This is a genomic window from Treponema sp. OMZ 805, assembly GCF_050937395.1.
In the GTDB taxonomy this organism is placed as follows: Bacteria; Spirochaetota; Spirochaetia; order Treponematales; family Treponemataceae; genus Treponema.
Genome location: NZ_JACCLP010000007.1, coordinates 44,185 through 67,213, shown reverse-complemented (window position 1 = coordinate 67,213; position 23,029 = coordinate 44,185). Strand labels below are relative to the sequence as shown.

Annotated in this window: 23 protein-coding genes; 7 read left to right on the top strand and 16 right to left on the bottom strand. The window is 47.1% G+C overall.

What is annotated here, in order from left to right; genetic code table 11:
- Positions 1-240: 240 nt before the first annotated feature.
- From prfB to HGH47_RS07225, 7 genes are all read left to right on the top strand, one after another.
- Positions 241-1,378 (top strand): peptide chain release factor 2 gene (prfB, locus tag HGH47_RS07255; protein WP_432911356.1). Its coding sequence is split into 2 segments (ribosomal slippage): positions 241-312 and positions 314-1,378, totalling 1,137 coding nucleotides; the frame shifts between segments, so codons are not numbered across the junction.
- Positions 1,375-2,832 carry a PEGA domain-containing protein gene (locus tag HGH47_RS07250; protein ID WP_212564854.1) on the top strand — a complete coding sequence of 486 codons (1,458 nt, stop codon included), beginning with the start codon at positions 1,375-1,377 and terminating at the stop codon, positions 2,830-2,832. Before prfB ends, HGH47_RS07250 begins: the two co-directional genes overlap by 4 nt.
- A 29-nt stretch (positions 2,833-2,861) precedes the next feature.
- Positions 2,862-3,743: a signal recognition particle-docking protein FtsY gene (gene ftsY, locus HGH47_RS07245; RefSeq protein WP_432911352.1), complete on the top strand. Its 882-nt coding sequence runs from the start codon at positions 2,862-2,864 to the stop codon at positions 3,741-3,743.
- Complete coding sequence (locus HGH47_RS07240; RefSeq protein WP_432911349.1) at positions 3,740-4,534, top strand: hypothetical protein; 795 nt, start codon at positions 3,740-3,742, stop codon at positions 4,532-4,534. The genes ftsY and HGH47_RS07240 overlap by 4 nt, the downstream gene beginning before the upstream one ends.
- On the top strand, positions 4,531-5,811 hold the full coding sequence (locus HGH47_RS07235; protein ID WP_212564852.1) for an ABC transporter permease: 1,281 nt from the start codon (positions 4,531-4,533) through the stop codon (positions 5,809-5,811). The genes HGH47_RS07240 and HGH47_RS07235 overlap by 4 nt, the downstream gene beginning before the upstream one ends.
- Complete coding sequence (locus HGH47_RS07230; protein ID WP_212564851.1) at positions 5,804-6,484, top strand: ABC transporter ATP-binding protein; 681 nt, start codon at positions 5,804-5,806, stop codon at positions 6,482-6,484. The genes HGH47_RS07235 and HGH47_RS07230 overlap by 8 nt, the downstream gene beginning before the upstream one ends.
- Complete coding sequence (locus tag HGH47_RS07225) at positions 6,481-7,833, top strand: ABC transporter permease (protein ID WP_212564850.1); 1,353 nt, start codon at positions 6,481-6,483, stop codon at positions 7,831-7,833. The genes HGH47_RS07230 and HGH47_RS07225 overlap by 4 nt, the downstream gene beginning before the upstream one ends.
- A gap of 104 nt (positions 7,834-7,937) precedes the next feature.
- Here the strand turns inward: HGH47_RS07225 and HGH47_RS07220 are convergent, their stop codons facing one another.
- The 16 genes from HGH47_RS07220 to HGH47_RS07145 form a co-directional block, all read right to left on the bottom strand.
- On the bottom strand, positions 7,938-8,924 hold the full coding sequence (locus HGH47_RS07220; RefSeq protein ID WP_212566575.1) for an RluA family pseudouridine synthase: 987 nt from the start codon (positions 8,922-8,924) through the stop codon (positions 7,938-7,940).
- Positions 8,925-8,988: 64 nt separating this feature from the next.
- Positions 8,989-9,498, bottom strand: a complete 510-nt coding sequence (locus HGH47_RS07215; RefSeq protein WP_330997244.1) for a hypothetical protein — start codon at positions 9,496-9,498, stop codon at positions 8,989-8,991.
- Between the two features lie 34 nt (positions 9,499-9,532).
- The gene (gene rsmA, locus HGH47_RS07210) at positions 9,533-10,396 is read right to left on the bottom strand and encodes a 16S rRNA (adenine(1518)-N(6)/adenine(1519)-N(6))-dimethyltransferase RsmA (protein ID WP_432911342.1); all 864 of its coding nucleotides are present in this window, start codon (positions 10,394-10,396) and stop codon (positions 9,533-9,535) included.
- On the bottom strand, positions 10,377-11,267 hold the full coding sequence (locus tag HGH47_RS07205) for an acyl-[acyl-carrier-protein] thioesterase (RefSeq protein WP_432911437.1): 891 nt from the start codon (positions 11,265-11,267) through the stop codon (positions 10,377-10,379). The genes rsmA and HGH47_RS07205 overlap by 20 nt, the downstream gene beginning before the upstream one ends.
- Before the next feature lie 592 nt (positions 11,268-11,859).
- A complete protein-coding gene (locus tag HGH47_RS07200) occupies positions 11,860-13,008 on the bottom strand; it encodes an SGNH/GDSL hydrolase family protein (RefSeq protein WP_212564849.1) in 1,149 nt (382 codons plus the stop codon).
- 16 nt (positions 13,009-13,024) lie between these two features.
- A complete protein-coding gene (locus HGH47_RS07195) occupies positions 13,025-14,566 on the bottom strand; it encodes an MBOAT family O-acyltransferase (protein ID WP_212564848.1) in 1,542 nt (513 codons plus the stop codon).
- Positions 14,567-14,577: 11 nt separating this feature from the next.
- Positions 14,578-15,201 (bottom strand): periplasmic-type flagellar collar protein FlbB, encoded by a 624-nt coding sequence (locus HGH47_RS07190; RefSeq protein WP_212564847.1) that lies wholly within the window; start codon positions 15,199-15,201, stop codon positions 14,578-14,580.
- Between the two features lie 48 nt (positions 15,202-15,249).
- The gene (locus tag HGH47_RS07185) at positions 15,250-15,645 is read right to left on the bottom strand and encodes a hypothetical protein (RefSeq protein ID WP_432911338.1); all 396 of its coding nucleotides are present in this window, start codon (positions 15,643-15,645) and stop codon (positions 15,250-15,252) included.
- The gene (locus tag HGH47_RS07180; RefSeq protein WP_212564845.1) at positions 15,645-15,902 is read right to left on the bottom strand and encodes a hypothetical protein; all 258 of its coding nucleotides are present in this window, start codon (positions 15,900-15,902) and stop codon (positions 15,645-15,647) included. Before HGH47_RS07180 ends, HGH47_RS07185 begins: the two co-directional genes overlap by 1 nt.
- 150 nt (positions 15,903-16,052) lie before the next feature.
- Complete coding sequence (hflC, locus tag HGH47_RS07175; RefSeq protein WP_432911334.1) at positions 16,053-17,051, bottom strand: protease modulator HflC; 999 nt, start codon at positions 17,049-17,051, stop codon at positions 16,053-16,055.
- On the bottom strand, positions 17,048-17,986 hold the full coding sequence (gene hflK, locus HGH47_RS07170; RefSeq protein ID WP_432911331.1) for an FtsH protease activity modulator HflK: 939 nt from the start codon (positions 17,984-17,986) through the stop codon (positions 17,048-17,050). The genes hflC and hflK overlap by 4 nt, the downstream gene beginning before the upstream one ends.
- A gap of 217 nt (positions 17,987-18,203) precedes the next feature.
- A complete protein-coding gene (locus HGH47_RS07165; protein ID WP_432911328.1) occupies positions 18,204-19,157 on the bottom strand; it encodes a D-2-hydroxyacid dehydrogenase in 954 nt (317 codons plus the stop codon).
- A 545-nt stretch (positions 19,158-19,702) separates the two neighbouring features.
- Complete coding sequence (locus HGH47_RS07160) at positions 19,703-20,968, bottom strand: Glu/Leu/Phe/Val family dehydrogenase (protein ID WP_212564841.1); 1,266 nt, start codon at positions 20,966-20,968, stop codon at positions 19,703-19,705.
- A 326-nt stretch (positions 20,969-21,294) separates the two neighbouring features.
- Positions 21,295-21,747, bottom strand: a complete 453-nt coding sequence (locus HGH47_RS07155) for a double zinc ribbon domain-containing protein (protein ID WP_432911325.1) — start codon at positions 21,745-21,747, stop codon at positions 21,295-21,297.
- Positions 21,659-21,958 (bottom strand): FmdB family zinc ribbon protein, encoded by a 300-nt coding sequence (locus HGH47_RS07150; protein ID WP_212564840.1) that lies wholly within the window; start codon positions 21,956-21,958, stop codon positions 21,659-21,661. Before HGH47_RS07150 ends, HGH47_RS07155 begins: the two co-directional genes overlap by 89 nt.
- Positions 21,959-22,005: 47 nt before the next feature.
- Positions 22,006-22,866, bottom strand: a complete 861-nt coding sequence (locus HGH47_RS07145; protein WP_432911434.1) for a lipoprotein — start codon at positions 22,864-22,866, stop codon at positions 22,006-22,008.
- Positions 22,867-23,029: the final 163 nt, after the last annotated feature.

Below are 23,029 nucleotides of genomic sequence, written 5' to 3'. Positions count from 1 at the left end.
CGGTTGATGGCGAATTTTGGCAACGCCAAAATATCGCTTCTGTTATAACCACCGCCCTCCGTGGCGGTAAAGTTTGCGGGGCAAACTTGTTGATTTACGTGTGTGCGTAGCGCACACGGCTAAAAACTTTTTTCGGATGTTGATTCGCAGTCCGCTTAAGCGGACAAGTTAATGAATTTCTTTGTAGAACAGAGCCGAAGGCTCTGAAACATCCTGCAAAAGTTTTTATAGGAGATGATGATGTTATTGGAAGAATATAAACCGCAGATTGCAGCGCTTAAAGCCGATGTCGACGAAATTTGGAGGCGTCTTTGACTCCGAAGCGGTAAAAAAACGGATTGCAGAAAAAGAAGCCGTTGCGGGAGCTGAAGGCTTTTGGAACGATCCTAAAGCTGCCGAGAAACTCTTGTCGGAAATTAAAAAACTGAAAAGCCGTATCGAGCCGTGGGAAACGCTCATCGCCGATATAGAAGATTTGCAGACGCTCTATGAGCTCACCCAAGAGGCAGGGGAGGATGATAACACAGATTCCATTCAAGAAATCGATACATCGCTTACAAACCTCAAAGATCGATTCGAGAAACTCAATACGCTAGCGCTCCTTTCCGACGAGGTTGACGGGAGCGATGCCTTTTTGACCGTTCATGCAGGAGCCGGCGGTACCGAAGCCTGCGATTGGGCGCGGATGCTGACCCGTATGTATCTCCGCTGGGCGGAGCGTCGCGGTTTTTCCGTTGAAACGCTCGACGAACTGGAAGCCGATGAGGGGTTAAAATCCATTACCCTACAGATACGCGGCGACTATGTTTACGGCCTTTTAAAGGCTGAAACCGGTGTGCACCGGCTTATCCGAATTAGCCCGTTTGATGCGAATGCCCGCAGGCATACCTCTTTTTCTTCCGTCTATGTGTTTCCCGTGTTGGACGATACCATCGAGGTAAATATCAGACCGGAAGACTTACGGGTAGATACCTACCGCGCAGGCGGGGCGGGCGGTCAGCATATCAATAAAACAGATTCGGCAGTACGGCTGACACACCTGCCTACCGGTATTGTCGTTGCGTGCCAAAACGAGCGCAGCCAAATTTCCAATCGGGCAACGGCGATGAGTATGCTCAAAGCGCGGCTTTACGAATACTACCGCAACGAAAAAGAAAAAGAGAACGCGAAATTCGCCGCCGAGAAAAAAGGCATTTCGTGGGGAAATCAGATCAGATCATATATCTTTCAGCCCTATACAATGGTAAAGGATCATCGTACAAAACATGAAACAGGCAATATCCAAGCTGTTATGGACGGCGATATAGACGGCTTTATCGAAGACTTTTTGAAAAAACAATGGGCGAATCAGCTGATGTATGAGGACAGTCCGGAATGAAAATAAAACGGCTGTGCGTCGCTCTGATTGTGATGGTAACTGCACTATACGGTATTGCGCAAACAAAAGATGAACTTCCCACATGGTCGATTACGGCATCAAAATTTACGCTTACCGATGTACCTGAATTGTATGCATCGTACTCGACCGCATTACCCGCAATGCTCAACCTTTTTTGTGCAGTACCCGCAAGCAGGCTCGTAACACCCGAAGAAAAAAGAGCGCGGCAGCTTGTCGATTATGCGGCAAAAAAACTTGCGCTTATCAAGGAACGGTCATCATTAATTGCAGAACGAGATTCGCTGTACCTTGCGGTAATGTCCGAAAAGGAGAAGCAGAAACAGACAGCCGCGTTCAGTAAAAAAATAACCGCGAAGGAAACCGATATTCAAAAAGCTCAAGTGAAAATCGACGAATTACTGAACGATACCTCCTTTACCGCTGAAACGCTCCCCGTTATGATATGGAAGGACGGCCAACAGGTGTTTGAGCTCCCCGAATATGCAAATGTTCCGCAAGTATTGAAGACTGAAAATATCTCCGCGGTTATTGATGGCTCGATACAGGATTTGGCAGGCTATATGTATGTGTCCGTTGTATTGACGACCGGTTTGCCGGGTATGCCCGACTACCGGTTCAGCGAAGCGGGGCCGTATCAGTCAATCGAAACAATTGCCCGTTCGTTAGCGGCGCAAATTATGACGGCGGTAAAAAATACCCAACCTGCACAGGTTTTGCTTACTGTCGAACCGGAAGATGCGGAAGTGTATTTGGACAGCGAAGCACTGGAAACGGGAAAAAAGTCTATTTATATGTATGCAGGAAGTCATCGACTTGAAGCGCTTGCTGCCGGTTACGATTCAGCCGGTAAGACTATCGAGGCTCAAGCAGGGCAAAATTATTTGCTGAATATAAAATTAAAAAAAGAACAAACGATTTCCGTCGGATTTCAGTTTATAAAACCTGATGCGGATGTGTTTTTACATACACAGTATTTTGCCGGTACGCCGTTTGAAGCTGATATTCCGGAAGGTAAAAATACTGCTATCAGTTTTTCGTATAAAGATGTAAAAACCTATATTGTACTTCGACCTAATAATTTTATGCAGCAAGGGCAGACGACCTATCAACTGCAAGCTACGCTCAACAAAGAAAAGACCAAGACATTGATTGATAGGCGGAGAAATGTCCTGTACTGGTCGCTCGGAGCCTTTTATGTGTCGCTTCCTATTTTTATGATTTTGCAGGGGCTTACTGCAGATATGGCTTCTGCCGCTGCGGATTCCCGTTTGAGGGTTAATGCAGCGGTACAGAATAAATATCGTGCGTTGTTTATAAGCACTGCAGTTATGCAGGGAATAACAATCGGTTTAGGTATTAACTATGTGATACAGCTTGGACTGTATCTGTACGCCGCTGATCAGAGTATTCCAAAAGAGGCGCGTAAGTTATAACGGGATAAGTGGGATTATTGGAGAAAAATATGGCTAAAAGAAGTTTTTCCGAAGGCTTAAAGAAGCTGTTCGGCATTCATTCCCAATTGGATGATTCTTTTTTTGAAAGCGTCACCGATACATTGGTGGAAGGCGATATCGGCGCTCAATTTGCATTTGAAATTGAAGACCGGCTCCGCGCGGAATGCAAAAAACGGAAGGTCGAGCAGCAGGAGCAGGTATTACAGGTTTTATATGATATTTTACGTCCTTTTTTGCCGGTTGCTTCTTTTATGCCGGAGAAAGATAAGACCTCGGTGTATTTACTGCTGGGGGTAAATGGAGTGGGAAAGACGACGACGGCTGCAAAGCTCGCTCAGTATTATAAGCCCCACTTTGAAGCGCCGATTATCCTTGCCGCTGCGGATACCTTTAGGGCAGCCGCAATAGAGCAGCTTGAATATCACGGAAAACAGCTTGATGTTCGGGTTATTGCGCATCAGTACGGCGGGGATCCGGGGGCGGTTATCTTTGATGCGGCTCAGGCAGCGCGGGCGCAAGGAGGCGGGCTTGTTATCGCCGATACCGCCGGACGTCTCCACAATAAGGAAAACCTTGTACGGGAATTGCAAAAGATCAATAGAATTGCAGAATCAAAAACCGATGAGGGATGTTATAAAAAAATACTCGTACTCGATGTAACGGCAGGGCAAAGCGGCTTTAGGCAAGCTGAGGTTTTTCACGAGGCAGTCGGTGTCGATGCGGTCATTCTGACAAAATACGATTCGACGGCAAAGGGCGGTATCGCGCTCAGTGTAGGACGGCAGTTGAATCTACCGGTTATTTTTACCGGTACCGGCGAAAAATACGGAGACTTTGCCCCATTCAATGCCGACACCTATCTGCGGGAATTTATCGGTATGCCGGTATGAAACGTTTCGTTTTCTGCCTTTTCATTTTAGCGGTTGCGTTTTGTCAATCGCCGCTCGGTATTGCCGATGGGTTCGAATCAACGGAGATCGGGGCAATACCGGAGATTCCGGCAGACATCACTCCGGATGATGTCCCGACAGATACAGTCCCGACAGATACAGCGCCGGCAGATACAGCGTCGGCAGATACTACCCAAACAGAGAAGGCTTCTACTGAGACTGCAAAGGATAGCGAAACCGCTGCGTCAGCGGTAGAAGCCGGAAAAGAGGACGGAAGCGGCGAAGATGCCGATGTAACTTTTGCCTCAATCCATAGCAAGGGATTAGCCGTTGCGGATGGAAACAAATGGTACTATGAAACTTTTGACCGGCAGGGACGGTCTGCTTTTGGGGTACTCTACGAAGACGGCGCTGCGATTGAAAAAACGGTGTGGACATATCATGGCGCTGCCCGTTATCCCGAGCAGAAAAAAATACTTCGCAAGGATGCCTCGGAAGTTATTCGCTATAACGAGAAAGGAAAAGAGTTGACTATCGAGCGGTACGAAGGGAAAAACTTGATATCCAAGACGGAAAATACCTATAACGATTCCGATAAACTGATTGAACAGACAATTACCGCGGGAAAAAATAGCGACAGGTCGGTTTGGGAATTTGCCGGAGATAAGGCTGTTACTCAAACCAAATACCGTGACGGGAAGAAAACCGCCTTTATCGAGCTTGGCAGTACGCCGCATATTGTGCACCTCTATGTCGATGATAAAGAAGTGTATGTAGGAGAGGAGCAATGAAGCGTACCGACCTTGCATGGATTTTTTTTGTATTACGGCGGTTTAATGCCGCAGATACCAAGGGGCGTTCGGCAATTACCGGAATCCTTTCCGTACTTGGTATCGCCTTCGGGGTTACGGTGCTTATCGTAATACTTGCCGTGATGAACGGTTTTCAGCGCAGCTTTATCGATACCATTTTGCAGGTAAGTTCGGCGCACGTGCAGCTGTACGGATCCGGAGCGGCGCTTGAGAAGGCGCGTGCTGCGGGCGGTTTCCAGTCTTTTTATATGTTTTCGGAAACACAAACGATAATGCAGGGAAACTACGGCAGGCAGCAACCCGCCATACTGCGTGCCGTGCCTGAGACAATCTTAAGCGATGACCGCGGCTTTGCCGGTGCCATAACGATGATGGAAGGCTCTTTTGACCTCAGCGCGCCGCATTCCGTTGTGCTCGGATATGAACTTGCCCGTATGCTTTCTGTTTCTGCAGGGGATAGTATTTCACTTCTCGCGCTTTCGGGCACTGCGGATACCGATATCTTTCCTGAGGATGCGGAGTGTAGAATCGCCGGTTTAATGAAGACCGGCTATTATGAAATCGACGCTAGTTTTGCCTTTATGTCGATGGAGACCGGCGAGATGCTCTGCGGTAAACAACAGGAGCTATCCGCCGCAGTAAAGCTTCAAAACTCGGAGACCGACGGGGTATATATAGCCCGCATTTCCGCCGTCATACCCGAACTGAGAGCCGAATCATGGCGCACCTATAATCAGGCATTTTTCGGAGCCTTGCGTATCGAAAAAAATACGATGTTTATGCTCGTATTTTTAATCTTTGTGGTGGTTACGGTGAATATTTACAACGGAATGCGGCGTTCTATCTATGAGCGGCGGGAGGAAATTTCGGTGCTTGCCTCGTTGGGGGCTAAAAAAGAGCATATCCAAGCGCTCTTCATCGCAAACGGTTTTACAATCGGGCTTTTGGGCGCGTTCATTGGTTTGCTGTTGGGTTTGCTGCTTTCCGCAGACATCAATCGGGTGTTTTTACTGGCTGAATATCTGGTAAATGCCGTCATTGAAGCGGCAAATATTTTGCTGGAGCACACATTTTTTACCGGCTTTAGTATTTTCAGTCCTAAATATTTTTACATCGATTCGGTGCCTGTGCGTATTTTCTTCGACGAAGTCTTTTTAGTGTTCTTATTCGGTGTCTTTTCCGCGAGTTTTGCCGCTTCAATTGCAGCCCGAAAAATTCTTACCCTTAAACCTGCGGAGGTACTGCGCTATGAATAAACCGATTTTGGCGCTGACAAATGTTTCAAAAACCTTTCAGTCGGAGGCGGATTCAATCCGTATTTTACATAACTTAGATCTGATAATCGAGCAACCGGCAAAAATTGCCGTAGTAGGGGAGTCCGGCTGCGGGAAAAGCACTTTTTTGAATATTGTCGGCGGCTTGGAACAGGCTGATTCGGGGGAGATTATTGCAGGCGGATACGAACTGCACCGGCTCAATGAAAGCGGATTGACGGACTATCGCCGCTTTTACCTCGGCTTTATCTTTCAGTTTCACTATTTGTTGAAAGACTTTACGGCTATCGAAAATGTGATGCTTCCTGCGCTCATCGCAGGTATGCCAAAAAAAAAGGTAAAAGAGAAAGCTGCTGCACTTTTACAGGATGTCAAGTTGGAGACACGGCTTAATCATTTTCCCGCACAGCTATCCGGCGGAGAGCGGCAGCGGGCGGCGGTTGCCCGTGCACTTATCAACGATCCGTCACTTATTTTGGCTGATGAGCCGACCGGCAACCTCGACCCCGCAAATGCGCACGGGGTGCAGGAGCTGCTTTTTTCGATAGCTGATAAACATCATAAAACACTTATCATCGTGACGCATGATCAGGGAATTGCCGCCGATACCGATCTATGCTACCGGCTTGAGCAAGGGAAGTTGCAGCTTTTATGAATTTTTTATTGGCATGGAAGCTTGCGCTGCGGTATCTGGGACTGAATGCGGGAAAGACAGTTTCAAACGCACGGAAAAGTTTAATCGGCGCTGTCTGGGGCATCGGTATCAGCATCATTCCGTTGGTTATTGTGCTCGTTGTGTCTGACGGAATGATCAAGGGGATTACCTCCCGTATGATTGAACTGGGGAGCGGACACATACAGGTGCTCGACCTGCGCCCGACGCCGCGGAATGCACAGACAGCCGATGAGCGGAAGCAAAGCATCCAAGAAGTTTTTAATTCAATCCGCATGACTGCACAGTCGGCGCTCACCGGTTCTCGGCGGCAACAGGAAGGTACGGGGTTACTCATCGGCAAGACCGGCCGCAGCGGAGGCACAATACGGGCAATAGAGACGGGCTATTTTACCGAAAATCCGGCGGCACGGAACCTGTTAACGGTGGTAGACGGCAGTCTTGAATTTGACGGCGCCCGCTCCATCCTGCTCGGCAAAAAGATTGCGGAGAAAACCGGTCTTAAAGTCGGAGACAGCTGCTCGCTGCTTACGCTGCTGCCGCAGTATTCAGGCAATCAGACAAAGCCGAAACTTACTCGTTTTAAGGTTGTCGGCATTCTTTCCTCCGGTTATCAGGAATTGGATGCACTGTGGATCTTTATCCCGTTGGAGTCTGCCGATGCAGTATTGTCGCCGCAATCTTCGCTGAGCGCTCTTGTTGTCAGTATTGCAGATCCTTTTAACGACGTCTTGCTTGCGGAAGCAAAAGACGCCATTCGGCAACTGTTACCGGCGGGATTTTCGGTGTATACGTGGCAGGATTTAAACCGTTCTCAATTTTATTCATTTCAGACTTCAAAGAATCTTTTGATGTTCATTATGTTTTTGATTCTTCTTGCTGCCTCGGTCAATGTTTCGTCGGCAATGGTAATGCTCATCATGGAGCGGCGGAAGGAAATTGCAATTCTTAAAGCGACCGGAGCGCATCCGTTTTTTATCACCCTGTCGTTTTTACTCGCAGGTCTCTTTACGGGAGCAGCAGGACTCTGTATCGGCTTAACCGGTGGGATACTGGCGGCTTTACACATCAACGAGCTGTTTGTCGCTTTTGAGCACGCAATCAATATAGGGCAGACCGCGTTCTATTATATGCTGGGAAAAACGGGCAGCCCCGAAACCATCCGCCTCTTAGCGCCCGAATACTATTTGGAGTATATCCCCATATCCCTCAATGCTACCGAGCTTTATATAATCGCCGCCGGAACGCTTATTCTGTCGGTAATTGTCTGCTTGCTGCCTGCCGTGTATGCAGGTAAAGAAAAGCCCTTGGACAGTATGCGGAAGGTATAGGCGAACGGAGCTGTCAATCAACTGTACGAAATTTTAGATAAAATTTCGTACAAAAGGAAAGCAATCGCTTAAAATATTTGTGATGCGATTGCCGTGTTAATATCTCAGCTATTCCCCTGCGGCTGTCGCTTCTGCAAAAGGCGCAGGACTGTCAGGAATTTTCGGGGCGGCGGGGCGGTAAACACGGCTTTTTCACGTGCTGAAGGGAGCGTAATACGGAGCCGATACGCATGGAGCATCAACCCGTATTGTTTCCACTCCGCCTCTTTTTTTCCATACAGCGGATCCCCGACAATCGGACAGCCGATAAACCGCGCGTGGAGCCGAATCTGGTGAGTTCTACCGGTATCGATTTTAAAGAGCGCCAGCGCATATTTCCCATATACCCGCAATACCTTATAGCGGGAACGCGCATATTTTCCCTTAGACAAATCGCCTGAGGCGGCAAACCGAATGCGGCTATGTCCGTCACGGAATACCGAAGTTTCGATAATACCGGTCTGCTTTTCCGGTATGCCGTTCAAGATTGCAAGATAATATTTTTCCGTACGCCGCAGCTTAAACTCGTTTTTTAGAAAGGCTTCCGCCTCGGCGCTACGGGCGGTGATAAGGATGCCGGAGGTATCCTTATCAAGTCGGTGAACGATACCCATACGCGATAGCTCGGTAAAATTTTCTTTTCCCTGCTCCGCTTCGAGCAAGCGAGCGAATGCGTCATGGATAGGAGAAGTGTGCAAACGATAATAGGCAAGCGCCTGTACCAGCGTCCCCGTCCAGTTGCCTGCCGCAGGGTGCGTTACCATACCAGCCTGCTTATTTACCACAATGACATCGTTATCTTCATACAGGATACGGAGCGGAATGTGTTCAGGGATAAGAACATCGGGGAGCGGATTTTCCCATATCAGTGTGATACGGTCGCCCGCTTGCACAGTGCTTGAAAGTTTTGCCTGCCGCCCATTGAGCTGCACGGATTGCATCCCCATTTTCAGCTGCGAACGGGTCATGCCGGTAAGAATGCTGCTGCAAAACGCATCAAGCCTCAGCTTAGCGGTACCTTCCGGAACCTCAAGCTCAAATACTTTAGTCATAATGCTGCGCTGCCGTATCGGTCTTGCCGCCCTGAGCGGAAGGATCTGCAGCGACGTTCTTCTCTCATAGCCTTGCAATTCCGCCGATAGAACCCGCAGATAATGCGGCATCGGTCATGTGCTGCAAAGTCTGAGGTTCTACTTCAGTTGATGGTTTTATCGGAATAAACTGAATGGGATCTTCAGTAAAGGCATTTTCCCGTTCCAAACGTTTTTTTACTGCGGAACGTTTAATAGCGCGGTACGTTATATCGATTAACGCGATTGTCATTGATATACCGGCGGCGGTAAGGAACACGCCGAGCTGTTCTTTTTCAGTCAGCGCGACCGCTTTATCAGCCTGTTTGAGCGGCCACGGATAATAGGCGGGGTCTTTGGGGTGTTTTGCAGCTCGAATCATATCGTAGCCCCAAAAAGAGAGCAACGTAACAAAGGGAAGCGCCCCGAAGGACAATATTTCAAACCGTCGAAGCTCCCGCTGCCAAAGAGGGAATTCCTCTTTGGTATAGGGAACCGGCGTATAATCTTCTTTTTTTTCTTCCGCAATCAGCGGCATCTGCGCAGCGGTCATCATGCACAGAACCAAAAACGCAGTACAACGCAATCGTTTATTCATCACAGCCCGCCAGTGTATCCGATAATCGGATAAAATCATAGACCGTAAGAGATTCCGCACGGGCGGCGGGATCGATTTCGGCTGCTTTCAGCAAGGATTCCGCAGACAGCGTCTTTTTTCCCCGTGCAGCAAGGATCGTACTTAAATTATTCTTTACCGTTTTACGCCGCGCACTGAACAAACCGCGGACAAGACTTAAAAAAAAACGCGCATCGCGTACCGGCTGCGGGGACTGCTTTTTGGTAAAGCGGAGCGCCCGTGATTCGACATTCGGTTTAGGCCAAAAAGCGGCGGGAGCAATATCGCGGATCGGTTCCACATCATAAGCCCACTGGCACAGCACCGAAAACGATGAATAATCAGCGCTTCCCTGAGCCGCGGTCATCCGGAGTCCAACCTCTTTTTGCACGGTTATCACCATACGGTCAAAAAAACACTCGGCTTCGATTGTCGCCGCGATGAGCTTTGCCGCAATATTGTACGGCAGATTCCCGAAAAAGGCTTCCGGTGCATGCCGTTGATACTCCGCTTTCCATGTTTTAAGCACATCGCCTTCTATTAAATGAAACGAATGATAGGAGCCGAAGTATGACGTTAAAAGCTGTACGAAGCCGCGGTCTATTTCGAATACGGTTAGATCGGCACCGGCTTCTAACAACAGCGACGTCATCGAGCCAAGCCCAGGGCCGACTTCCCATACAGTATCTCCGGCGGAAAGACCGAGTGCGGAAACGAGCTCCTGCCGTATATGTGCGTTAATCAAAAAGTTTTGTCCGAATTTTTTCTGCATCCCGAACCCGTGTTCATCAAGCACGGTGGCGAGTGCGGACGGCGCGTTATAGTCGGGATGTTTCATGTTCAACCTGAAGCGGCCGTGCCATCTTCCGTTCGTCAGCCCATTCACTACGGGCGCGGAATACCTCGCTGCCGTCGGCAGTTCTCACAATAGAATGCACACACACATTGTCTTCAATATGAGAGCAGCGACAACAGAGTTGTTCTCCATATTGAGCGGAAATCAAAAAATTGGTATCAAGTACGCGGAGCAATTTGCCGCGGCAAAAGTCCGCATCCATAAACGACAATGCCCAGCGGATATAATTCAGATTATTGACGTGTCCATTCATATCGATATCCAAAAGCGACGGATGGAACAACTCCTCGCGATCCCAGTGTGTCGGCAAGGGAATTTTTGCAAAAACCCGCCCTTCTAAATGCTCGTCACAAAAGGTCAGCGAACCGAACACCGTATCGTCAAGAACGGCAGGCTGATTGGTTTGCATATTCAGCACAACCCAGCACGTACTGCCGCGCACACACAGAGCTCCATATCGGCGCAACGAGTCTGCCGTCCATTCGGTACCCTTCCGTTCCGCTGCATCAAAATCTTTAAAGGCCGCAGACAACGAAGCTTTCTTTCCGCCCTCGGCGTAGTAATAAGCAAAATCCCGAAAACAAAAAAGTCCCTTCGGCGGCTGCGCCCATGTTTGTAACGTCAGGCAATCGAGCCAGAGCGGATATTCATGTATTTCAAAATGTTGCTTGGAGATAATCCACATCAAACCTCGTTCTTGCAGCTGCGGCATAAATATACCGGTAGAGCTATAGTGATTAGCCGCCAAATCCTGCGAAAGCGCAGCAAGAGTTATCGGCGTACAACGGTACTGCCCGTCAATGGCTGTGGTCGGTACCGTATACGGCATCATATATTTATTGTCGAGTATCATGGGCATCAGTGTAACTGCTTTTAAACTGTTGTTCAATGCGTTTCAAATACATCAGGGCAACCGCATGAAAAATATTTTTAGTGGTTGCCTTCCTTCTGTGCGAAATTTCATAGGTATAAGGTGAGCGTCTACAATGACGCCGCTCACCTTAACCGCCAAGTTTTCTTTCGAAAACTTGCGTATTGATGCGTGCGCTTGACGCGCACCAATGCAACAGTTTCAAAAATTCATATTTTGTTCAACTGTTGCATTTTAAGGAAATAAAATTTCGCACATTTTTCCAGCAGACAGGTAAACGCATCAGATAGAGTAGATAAAAACCGCGGAAAAATTGAGACTGTGAGACCATTTGAACCATCTTCAACTGTTGTACATCCATGTACATCAGTTGAAGGCGAGTTTTGTGCACGCACAAAACATCGCTGTACTGACAGGAAGTCAGTGGTTCAAAACAGTATCGAGTTTTTCATCAGGAAAACTCGAAGCTAAAAAATGTACAAGGAAGTACATTTTTTAGCGATGGCATCCGTGGCAGTTCTGGTCGAATAGTCTTAATTTTTCCACGGGGGTGTTTAAAAACGGTCTGATGCGTTTACCTGAATGCATAGTCGCAGTGCAGGCGGTCAATGAATTGCTTCATTAAATACTCGCCGCCCTCGATTGTGTAGTGGATACCGTCGCTTTGCATGAGGGATATCCATGCGCTGCCTTCAGGCTTAATTGCGCCGAGGTATCCCGTTCCGTATCGCTCGACGAGGCTTTTGAGCGAAATTCTGACCAGCTTTTTAGAATCGTATTCTTCCGCGATGGAATCGTGCACTGCATTTAGGTATTGCATCTTTTCGTTATATGCAGCGCTCCGAACGACCGGTAAGCCGAGCCAGTACAGCCGCGGAACGGAAGCGAGCGCAGTGTCGAGGTGTACTTTTACCATTTTACGGTACACCTCTTCCCATTCAGGGGTACCCGCCGTAAGCATGATGCCGCCGGTTGTCCACATATCCTGATAGTCATTCATCCCTAAAAAAATGACGGCTGCATCAAAACGTTCCCCGTCTTTTTGACCGGCAAACACGGCTTCAAGTTTTTGCGGCCAGTTATAGTAATCGGAACGGAGAAAACCGGAAGAAGGAACGCTTAATTCCCGCACGGCAATAGAGGTATCGGAACCGAGCGCGCGGGTCATACCGGCAGCGATACTGCGCATTTGGGAATCCCCGAAAAAAAATATCCGCAGAGGCGTCCGTGCAGAATGAATAACCGGCAGTGCGACATTGCGGAGCGTTTCTTTAGAAACCTGTCTGCTCAACTCGGCAGGTATACCTTCCCGTTCATTCAGCGTATCCGAAAAGCCGGGTATTGTTTCGGTGTACCCCTGTTCACCGGTTATTGCATAAAAGGCTGCAACCTCGCTGTCGTACACCCCTTGTCGGTAAAAAAACGTATCCCATTCGCCGCGCTCCGCTAATCCCGCCCCCCGTATAAACGCATTCCTGAGTACGGGAATAACGGCTGCTACCGGAATTGCTTCGGTAACGGAAACAATCGGAGCGGTGAGCGCGCTGTAAATGTTTTTTAGAGAGGCTCTTTTGATGTTTTGCACCGGATGCGCAAGCCGCTGCCCTAAAAACGGAATAAGAATAAGCAGCGCTAGCACCGCAAAGAAAAAACACTGGTTGGGAGAGTATCGGCCGTTCCACTCTTGCTGAGCAGATTCGCCGTGTTGACTGGGTTCATTCATACTTTGCACATCCTCCTTAAAAGCCGAAGTAGATAAACGGTGCGATACCGGAGGTCGACACAATGTTGAGAGCGACAAAAAACAGCACAACGGCAGCGGTCTTTACTGCAAGCGGCAGCCGCACATACCGTGTAAACCATACGCGGCGCGTCTCTTCTTTCGGGATTTGCAGTAGGAAGGCGGCGGCAAGCGGTACCAGCACAAACCAATGCACCGTGCGAATCGGCTGTGTGATATTCTTGAGCGAAGAAAGATACAACGCAATTTCCCGCACGGTACTCGACCGGAAAATCAACCAGCTGATATTGATAAACACAAACATACCGCCGAGCCGAAGCAGCTGTTTTATATCAATATCCCGGCCGGCAAACCGCACCATGCCGCGGCGCGGTTTATCGGATACAGCCGTTGCAGCAATGAGAGATCCTTGGTTGCCCGCAGCAGTGTTTATAGCGGCGGCGCGGCGCTCTTTGCCGAGTACGGCGACAACCCGCTCTGCGGCGCAGGCAATACCCTGAAGCAGCCCCCACAGTATAAAAGGAAGAGAGCCGCCGTGCCACACCCCTGCGATGAGCATTGTCCCGACCAGCGCAAACACTGTGCGGACTAACCCGTAGCGTGAGCCGCCGAAGGAAAAATACACATAATCGCGCAGCCACGACGAAAAGCTGATATGCCAGCGCCGCCAAAACTCGCTCACCGATTGGGAAAGATACGGCCGGTTAAAGTTCTGCGGCGCTTCAAAGCCGAGTAAAAGCCCGATGCCGATCGCCATATCGCTGTAACCGGAAAAGTCGCAGTAAATGACAAATGTGTACGACACCAAAGCGACAAGCAGTTCGAGGGTATTGCACTGTGCAGGATTCGCAAATACGGGATCGACGGCAAGCACGGAAAGAAAGGTGGCCAGTACCATCTTTTTATACAGCCCCGACAAGATCAACAGTACGCTGCGGTCAAAGGCGATCGGACGTTCTGCCGTTGCGTCTTGTGTAAGATTGTCCGGCAAGGCGGTAAAAAAAGCTTCCGCCTGCACGATGGGACCCGACGCCAGCTGCGGAAAAAACGAGATATAGAGCATTACTTCGATAAACGATTTAACCGGCCTCATTTTGCAAAGGTAAATATCAAAGATATAACTCATCGAACGGAACGTATAGTACGAAATTCCGACCGGTAATAAGAGTGAGTAACTTTGCAGTTGCAACAATAACGGCGTTTGGAGCTGCCCGTTAAAAAATGTGTAGTTGAAAAAGGAAACAATATTATAAAAATATTTAAAAAAACCGAGGAAGAGAATGTGCAGTACGGTACCGATTATCATCGTAACAGTACGGGGAATATAGTTTTTTTGAATTCCGAGCAGATAACCGATAAGGCCGGACAGCGCCGACACTCCAAACAGCAAGAGGCAAAAACGCCAATCCCAGCAGGCATAAAAAAAATAGCTTGCGCAGGTAAGCAGCACAATCCGTTGTTCTCTCCGCCTGAATACATACCAGTACAGAAAAAAGACAACGGAAAAAAAGAGCGCAAACTGAAGTGTCGGAAATAACATCTCTCAAGAGATTAAGGAAGCGCTGCCGGTTTGTTTGCCATCTTGCGCTGAATATCGGCGGCGCGATTCGCCGGCATCAACGAGAACCAGTATGCAACGGAAGATGTTTTGTTCGCTTTTTTTGCTATTGCCTCTACCGCCCGCAGTACATCGATAATATCTTGATCATCCATTTGCAATAAGTTTGCGACCGCTTTCTCAGGCTGCATACCGTTGATATACCGCGCAATCTGGTCGATATTCGCTTCTCGCATATCTCGTTCCGTCATCATCTGTTTAAAAGACTTTTCTTTTTCTTCTATAATAGAAAGCCGATCGTCCAGTTCCTGCGATACCTGCGCCGCTTCTTTTTCGCGGGCGGTAACATCAGCTTCTTTTTTATCAAGCTCCTGCGAACGGACATCCAAGGCAATCAACCGCTTTGCATACCGGTCGGCATCCAAATCCGCATCCGCATCAGCCGGAGAAGCGACACCGGCAGGTGTCTTTAATCCGAACAACGAGTATACCGGCGAAAAGATTCCTCGCGCATTGATTAAGCCGAGATAGCTAAACCAAAAAAGTCCGCCGAAAACCAATATAATAATCAATAAAAGTAATACTATTACTCGTCCAAAAGAACCTCTACGTCTCACCGGAGTCCTCCCTGCATATTTCAGTATCGGTAAAAATTCCAACAAATATTAGGGCATTAGGGCGTTGCCCTCATTTCCCTTATCCGTACTTGAAAGCGTTACTTTCCGATACGCATCTTTCTTATCATTCGGATGCGGTTCAAGTCCGATTATCGTAATATCAGATTTATTCGGACCATACACCCAAAAAATTCTACCGGCTGCACGTTTGCTGTTTTCCAAATATGACTGCCAAACTTTCTTTCCATATCGTTTTGTCAGTGCCTCAATATCATGTGTACACAGTCCCGGATATTTCGGGTCAGACGACAGCTTCTTAAAACAGTTCACTAATTTTTTGAATAACATAACTTCATGTTTGTTAGCGACATGAGCTTTAATGTTCTTTTCCAAACCGTTCCAATATTCTCTCATTTCAGGAATACCCATTCTTATGTTGAACATTACTTAATATCCGCATAGGCAGAAAAATCAATGGGTTCGGAAACAAGTCCTTTATTGAAATTTTCCATGCTTGCATCCATCATTTTGAGAGTATTCACTGAAACTTGAAGTGGTTTTGTAAGTTCACGAGGTTCAAGTAATATTCTGCCATCATCATATTCTTCGACATGGAAGTATTCGTAGAACGCATTTCGCAATGTTATCCTTTTTTTTGAGTCGATTTTTGCATCATAGGATTTTAAAACTGTTGTCGGCATAATCTATTTCCTCACGGTGGGAATCCCCACTTTTAAAGTATAAGCTTAAAGATAGAAAAAATCAACAACCCTGACGCAAGCGTCGGGGTATTAAACCTTCCGCACGAATCAAGTCTCCCGTACTTGATTTTATCTACCCATCACACGCTGTTAATGTTTATAGAGATATTGAAAGTATTCCATATCGGTTGATAATATCTTTTCGGTATCGGGAAGCGCGTTTTGATATACCTCAAGGCTCTTCCAAAAGCTATAAAACTCAGGAGACTTGCCGTACGATGCAGCATAGATTGCGGTAGCCTGCGCATCTGCCGTTCCCTTTATCTTCTCCGACTCGGAATACGCCTTTGACAGGATGCTCTTTTTCTCGTTTTCCAACTTACCGAGCCACTCCGCCTTTTTTCCCTCACCGGTAGAACGGAAGGTCTGGGCAATTTGATTCCGTTCCTTAATCATTCTATTATAGACCGAAACCTGCAATTCGTCGGAATATTTTATCTCTTTAAAGATGACATCGATAACCTCAATGCCGAAATCTTCCAGCTGCATATTCGCCTTCTTTAAAATTTCGGCGGCCAGCACATCGCGCCCTTTTTCGATAGCGGCATATACCACCTTTTCCGAACCGGTTACCTCCTCAAGCTTCACGTCGTCCGTATTCAATCCGAATTGCTCTTGATGGACGGTTTCGTTAATGCTGTTGGTAGTGCGGACAACATCATCCAAACTGTTGACGGTGATGATATCCCGTACCGACGAATCGATAATATCGGAAAGCCGCGAATAAGCCCCTTCGTAGGTTACGAGTGACTGATAAAACTTACGGATATCAGAAATACGCCAACGGCTGGTCGTATTCACCTCGATGAATTGCTTTTCTTTGGTGAGGATTTTTTGAGGGTCGCCGTCGATGCGTAACAGTTTTGCCGTATATCGATGTACCTGATGCAAAAGCGGCATTTTAAAATGAAGCCCGGCGTCCGTTTCGGTTTTGACAATCTCACCGAACTGAGTGATAATGGCCGTCTGCCCCTCATGTAAAACATAAAACGGCTTTACCGACAACACAAGAATAAGAATAAACAACACCACTGCGCCAAACCGCACGGTCTTTTTAGCCTTTACCGGATCTATTTTACTCGCTCTCACTGCTCCCCTCCCGAAAGATTTTTTAACGGTAAGAAATTTTTAACGTTTTTATCGATGAAGATTACCTTGTCGGTATTTGAAAATATCTTATCGAGTGTTTCAAGATAGAGCCGCCGCTTGGTAATATCGGGCGCCTTGCTATACTCGACATAGACAGCATTAAATCGGGCAACATCTCCTTCCGCCTTGTTGACCCGTTCCGCCGCATAGCCGCGCGCTTCCTGAATCATCCGGTCGGCCTCTCCTTTCGCTTTAGGGATTTCCTTGTTATAGGCTTCTTTGCCTTCGTTAATCATCCTGTTCATATCCTGGATGGCGATGTTAACGTCCTCAAAGGCTTGCTGCACATCTTCCGGCGGGATAACGTTTTGCAGCTGCACCGACGAAACCGCAATGCCGAGCCCAAGCTGCTTATACTTTTCGTTCATAATCTCCTTGGCAGAGAACTGAATGGAATCGCGTTCCGATCCCATAATATCCAAAATAGCTCGGTCGCCGATTAAGCTGTTGATTGCCGCAGTGGACACATCGCGGACGGTGTTAATCCGTTCCCCTTCTTCAACATTGAAGAGCCACGCCTTAGGATCGATAATGCGGTACTGCACCGTCCACTCAACATTGATAATGTTCAAATCACCGGTTAGCATGGAAGATTCGGTGAGGATATTATTCCGGTACTGACTCCGGTCGGACGCCATCGTAGTACGAAAGCCGAACTCCTCTTTTTGAACGGTCGTAACAGGAATATGGTACACCCGTTCGACGATCGGAATAATAAACTGCAGCCCGGGCTGCAGCGTCCGGTTGTACTTACCGAGCCGCGTTACCACACCGTTATCCGTTGTCGAAACAACGGTAAAACTGAAAAATGCCAAGATAACGAGTACAACCGCTGCGCCTATTGCAACAAGCTGCCCGTTTTTTAATTGCTTCATCGAGACTCCTTTCGGGCAAGCGTATCAGACATTTTGTAGTACACCCCCGCAGAATATATAAGCACTCCGACCAGAGTTTCGCCGCGTTGCGGCTCAAATGGTCGTCCAGCTTATATATTCTGCGGTATTTGACTGGCTTATCTGATGTGTTTGCCCCTGTATATTTTTTAGTGATGCCAGCGATGGCAGAATTCAGAATTCATAATTATGAATTATTCTACACTACATTCTGCGGTTTACCGGAAAGAAAGCTTTTTAAATTATCCGCGGCGAGGTTCAATAGCCGCGTCCGCGCTTCGTGGGTTTGCCATGCAATATGCGGTGTTATAACGCAGTTGGGACAGCCGAACAGCGGATGGTTTGCAGGCGGCGGCTCGGCACTAAGCACATCGGCCGCATAGCCGCCGATGGAACCTTTTTTTAATGCTGCGGCAACCGCTTCATCATCGATAAGCGGCCCCCGTCCGGTATTGATAATAAACACACCCTGCTTTACTTTCGTAAGCGCTGCGGCATCAATCATTTTTTCGCTTGCACTGTTAAGCGGCGCATTCAAGCTGATAATGTCGGATTCGGCAAGGAGAGTGTCAAGCTCCACCTGCTTCGCCGCCGCGAGCTGCGGTACCGTTTTAGGCGAGCGGTTGACATAAAGCACCCGCATACCCATCACAAGTGCAATTTCCGCAACCTTTTGCCCGATGTGTCCAAAACCGATAATACCAAGCGTTTTTCCCGTCAGTTCAAATGTCGGGAACGAGGTATAGCAGAAATGTGCGCTGCGGCTCCACTTACCGCTGTGTACCTCATCGCTGTGTTCTTTTACGTGCCAATAAAACTGCAAGATGAATGCAAATACCAGCTGGGCAACGCTGTCGGTGCTGTAGCTGGGGATATTCGTTACGGTGATGCCCGCCGCATGAGCCGCCTCTATATCGATAACGTTATAGCCGGTCGCCAGTACGCCGATATAGCGCAGCTTGGGTAAGCGCTCAATCAATTCTTTTGAAAACACAATTTTATTTGATAAAACCGCCTCGCAGTCTTTTACCCGTTCATATACCTCATCAGGTGCTGTTTTGTCATATATCGTAATATCCGCAATGTCCTGTAAAACTCGCCACGACAAATCTCCCGGATTAAGCGTAAATCCGTCCAATACGGCTGCTTTCATAGTTGAGCCTCCCATAAAAAGTTACTTTTTATTATAGAAAAAAACAGCATTTTTTTCTATATGGGGATATTCAGTCCGAATGATACGAGGCAAATCTCATTGAGTTTTCAGAGATTGCTCCTGTAAAAATAAAAAAGGCACATCGGATGATCATTTACGACACCCAATGCACCTTGTAAATTAAAACCTGTTATCTACCCATATAGAAACGTGGATGTCTCAAAAGTTGGTTACTTTTTCGACATCCCCGCGAGTTTAAAATTAAGTCTTTATACAGTAATGACTGTCAGACCCGCCACGGATGGCGGTGGTTCCCGGCAGCAGCGACGTTTTTGCACAGCAAAAACTCGCCGATGAAAAATGTACAAGGACGTACATTTTGCATCACAACATCGAATCTAAATCTAAGGAAACTGTCCAAAAACTGTTGCGCAATCCGCTTTAGCGGATATGATAATTCATTTCCTTACAGAAAAAGCCGATAGGCTTTCAGATTTTGGACAGCCCCGTTCTCATATATTTTCAGGCAAATATGAAGTTCGGGATTAATACCAGCCTCTTACCTTCATCGCTTCATCAATTCTCTTGATAGATTTCATGTAAGTTGCTTGGCGGAAAGAAACGTTCTTTTCTTGCTTCAATGCCCAAATTGGGTTGAACGCATCGATCATCGCACGCTCTTCTTTCTCTTCAACTTCTTTTTCAGTCCAATAGTAGCCGTAGAGGTTCTGTACCCATTCAAAGTAAGAAACGGTAACGCCACCGGCATTGGTCAGAATATCGGGAGTAACGAGGATACCTTTCTTGTAAAGGATTTCGTCAGCTTCCAACGTGATGGGGCCGTTTGCGCCTTCGCAAATTAATTTCGCTTTAATCAGATTAGCTTCGTGCTCTTTAATCGCGTTTTCCATTGCACAGGGGCTGATAACATCGACGTTCAATGCCCAGAAGTCATCGAGAGAAATTCTCTTTGCACCGGGAACATGGAGTAAGCTGCCGTCTTTTGTTTTTGCATCGTTCAATTCTTCAAAGGTAAAGCCGCTTTCTTTGTAGGTTGCGTATGTACCTTCTTTCTTATCGAATTCTGCAACTGCAACGACTTTTCCGCCCAGCTTGATGATATTTTTAACGGTGAACCGTCCGACGTTTCCGAAACCTTGAACGGCAACGGTCGCTTTCTTTAAATCCATACCGATTGCTTTGCATGCTTCACGCATAACAACTGCAACACCGAAACCGGTTGCTTCGTTTCTTCCCTTGGAACCGCCGTAGGTGAGCGGCTTACCGGTAAATACACCGATTGTCTGCTCGCCGGTAAGCTTATTGTACTCGTCCTGCATCCATGCCATAATCTGGCCGTTGGTATTAACGTCCGGAGCAGGTACGTCTACTTTTTCACCCAAGTACTTATACAAACCGCGTACCCAGCCGCGTGAAAGTTGCTCAAGCTCACGCTGAGACAGTTCGGAAGGATCGACCGTGATACCACCCTTTCCACCGCCATAGGGAATACCGGTTACTTGGCATTTAATACTCATCCAAATAGAAAGAGCTTTTACTTCGTCGGCATTGACATTCTGATGGAAGCGAATACCGCCCTTGTAAGGACCGACCGCATCATTATGTGCAGCTCTATATCCTTTAAATACCTTGATAGAACCGTTATCCATCTTTACCGGAATGGAAATTTCAATCATCCGCTGCGGTTCTTTCAATAATTCATAGACCGCGGGGTCTGCACCTAAAGCATCACACGCTTTTTTTACCTGTGCCTGTGCATTTGCTAACGGATTTAAGGTTTCTTTGCTCATAAAACTCCTCCTCAATAAGTTTCAGCAAACAATCATATTATGGTAAAATGGAACTAAAAACTTTAGCCGTACTCATTTTACCCCACTTATATTAGATCTATTCGATAACTGCGTTTTCGAATAGGTCGACGAGTTCACGCATCGCACAAATAGCACGATGCAAGAACATCGCATTTCAAGGTACCCTGTTCAGAAACGGAAGTTTCCGAACAGGTTTGTTATCTATAAGTATAGAGCCGAAATTGCTAACAGTCAAGCAAAATTATCATATCTTTGAGAGATCGATATGCCACCGATGTTTTTTGTTTGGAATAAGTATTTTTCGCTTAAAGGAAGAAGAAAAGTGCTGCAAGAACTACACAGAGCAAAATAACTACCCCATATATCCATAAAGGTAAAGGGTCGGCATCAGTGCGAATATCGTTTTTAGGTTTGATATACCGCAGAATATGAAATTTCTTTTTTTTTATTTTTTTTGTATTATTCTTTTTATCCTCTTGTACATCAGGAGTGAATGCATAGCCGCATGAAGGACATCCATCTTTAAACTCTTTATGTGTTCCGGTAAATCCACACGAAGGACACCGCACGGAGGCAAAAAAACGACCGCAATACGGACAGATCACCGCATCACGACGAACTTCTGCATTACAATTTTCACAAAAAAACTTAGGTTGTTTATTCATATATTTAGCTTGAACACGAACAGGCGCCCGAACAGCTACAGCCGCACGACTTGGCTGGTTTATCCTTTTTTTGCAAAGTTCCTTCTTGTCCATCAACTTTCTTCGCATTTGCAGACGCAGCTGTTTTTTGTGTATCGGTTTGATAAAACCCTTTACCGGTAAAATTTAATCCAAATCCTGCGGAGAATACTTGATGAGCGGATGCTCCACATTGAGGGCAAACTATAACGGGAGTATCAGCTATTTTATGCTGCACCTCAAAAGCCGTTCCGCAAGAATCGCACATATAGTCATACGTAGGCATACGCACCCCATAACTACGAAAAATATTTAAAGAGATTTTCGTCAACGCTATAAGCTTTTAAAAAACATAGATTCCAGCATTTTAATGAACTCTGTTTCTGTAATATCGGCATTTTCTACAAAAACAGAAGAGCCTTGAACGGAAAAATCTCCATTCATGCCATGGCTCAGAAGCAACCGGACTACAAGCGCTGTACGAACATCAGTCGTTTCAAATACGGCGGAGCAGCGATAGATCGAATCCGCGTTTTTTTTCAGATAGAGTTCTATCGACCGTATCGGTAATTCGATATCTTCTAAATCCAGCAAAGCGGCTGCGATGAGGTTGCCTGATCGAGCATATAAACCGATTTCACCTACTCCGCCCGTTTCGCTCAGAGCTTGGAACCGAGGCGGGAACACCGGCAAGTGCGGCTCGGCTATCCGCTGCAAAAACGCCGCCGAATTCCGTTGATTATCACCTAAGCACATAAAAGCTGTTTTTTCCTGTACCACTATATCCGCAATCGAGGAAGTATAATAAGCATGATTATTCAGCGCGGCCGCACGGTGCTTTTCCCAGCCGTCTTTCTTAGGAAACAGCAAATCTCCCAAGCTGACGGGATAGGAACCGGCAGATACAAGCGTTATCGACGGTGTTACCTCGTAGTTAACACCGATATACAGCGCCGATGTTCGGCTCAAATACTGCAGAGCGGTTTTCTCCGACACAAAGGCAGTAAACAGCGCCTTTAAAAGCGGTTCGTTCCCTGCAACGGGAGCAACTATATACACATCGGCATCCGTTCCAACGGCACCGAAAGCTTGCATATCATACTCAGGCGGACGCGACACACAACCGCTGATAAAAACAACCACAGCGATAAGGCAGCTGTGTCCGACTATTTTAAAAAAACAAGACTTCTGCACGTAATTCCCTTTATTTTTATGCTTCAAATATGAAAATGGCTTAAAAGATAGTTCTTTTTTCATCATTCTTTGCCTACTATAATACGTATGAGGACACACTGTCAATTTGAAATACCCGTACGTTAGTTTCAGCCTTTACTTTTTCGGCCGATTATAGTATGAT